The 469-nt window shown below is 69.3% G+C and carries 1 protein-coding gene; it reads left to right on the top strand.

The features are described from left to right. Positions 1–469 (top strand): ABC transporter permease subunit (locus IJ15_RS0124175; protein ID WP_031940867.1); only part of this gene is annotated, 469 nt, incomplete at both ends.

A 469-nucleotide genomic window follows, 5' to 3' on the forward strand; every position in this document is an offset into this window, starting at 1 on the left:
CGGATCGTGCAGATCGGGATGATCACCATGCCGGCCGCCCGGTTGATTGCACTCGGCGTCGCCGTGACCGCGATCGTGGTGTTCCTGCTCCTGTTCCGGTTCACCAACTGGGGCCTCGCCATGCGGGTGAGCAACCAGGACGCGGAGGTGGCCAAGCTCATGGGCGTGCGCCTGTCGCGGGTGTCCTGGACCAGCTGGGCCATCGGTGGCGCGCTGGCGGTGCTCTCCGGACTGTTCCTCGCGTCCTTCCCGGCGGCCGGTGTCGCACCCTCGTTGGCCGACACGGCATTTCGGGCCTTCCCCGCCGCCGTGATCGGCGGCCTCGGATCGGTCGGCGGCGCACTGGTCGGCGGCATGATGCTCGGCCTGGCGGAAGCTTTCGCGGCGACCTACGAGAGCGCACTGGGCGGATGGGCGCACAACCTCTCCGGCATCAGCGCCTGGATTCTCCTGCTGGTAGTCCTGCTGG

Source organism: Prescottella defluvii (genome assembly GCF_000738775.1).
In the GTDB taxonomy this organism is placed as follows: Bacteria; Actinomycetota; Actinomycetes; order Mycobacteriales; family Mycobacteriaceae; genus Prescottella; species Prescottella defluvii.